General features: G+C 62.8%; 1 protein-coding gene. It reads left to right on the top strand.

Annotation, left to right across the window (positions count from 1 at the left end; translation table 11 throughout):
* Positions 1-684 (top strand): Gfo/Idh/MocA family oxidoreductase (locus HWE01_RS22585; protein WP_241822952.1); only part of this gene is annotated, 684 nt, incomplete at its 5' end.
* Between the last annotated feature and the right edge of the window lies 1 nt (position 685).

Raw genomic sequence — 685 nt, 5'->3', positions numbered from 1 at the left:
GGGGCAGGCAAGCACGTCTTCCTGGAAAAGCCGCCCGGCGCCACGCTCTCCGAAGTCGAGTCGCTGAAGCACCTGGCGGCGGAAAAAGGCGTGACCCTGTTCGCCAGCTGGCACTCGCGCCATGCGCCGGCGGTGCAGGTGGTCAAGCGTCATTTGCAGGAACATGCACCGCGCCAGGTCAAGGTGATCTGGCGTGAAGACGTGCGCCACTGGCACCCGGACCAGGAATGGATCTGGCAACCGGGCGGCCTGGGCGTGTTCGATCCGGGCATCAATGCCTTGTCGATCGTCACCGAGATCCTGCCGCAGGCGATGTTCCTGAAGCAGGCCACGCTGGAAGTGCCGTCCAACCGCCAGACCCCGATTGCCGCGCGCCTGGGCTTTACCGATGCGCTGGGCACCGATGTGCAAGCCGACTTCGACTGGCGCCAGACGGGTGAGCAGACTTGGGATATCGTCATCGAGACCGACAGCACCCGGGTCCACCTGAAAAAGGGCGGACATGAACTTTGGATCAACGATAAGCCGTGCGAGCTGCCGGTGGAGGGGGAGTATCCCTCGCTGTATGCACATTTCTGCAAATTGATCCGTAGCGGATCGTCCGATGTGGATGTGGCGCCACTGCGGCATGTGGCCGATGCGTTCATGCTGGGGGAGCATGTCGTGACAGACGCGTTCGTCTGAT

Origin of the sequence: Herbaspirillum sp. C7C8, assembly GCF_022627875.1 — a bacterium.
In the GTDB taxonomy this organism is placed as follows: Bacteria; Pseudomonadota; Gammaproteobacteria; order Burkholderiales; family Burkholderiaceae_D; genus Herbaspirillum.
This window is presented reverse-complemented; position numbering and strand designations above follow the sequence as displayed.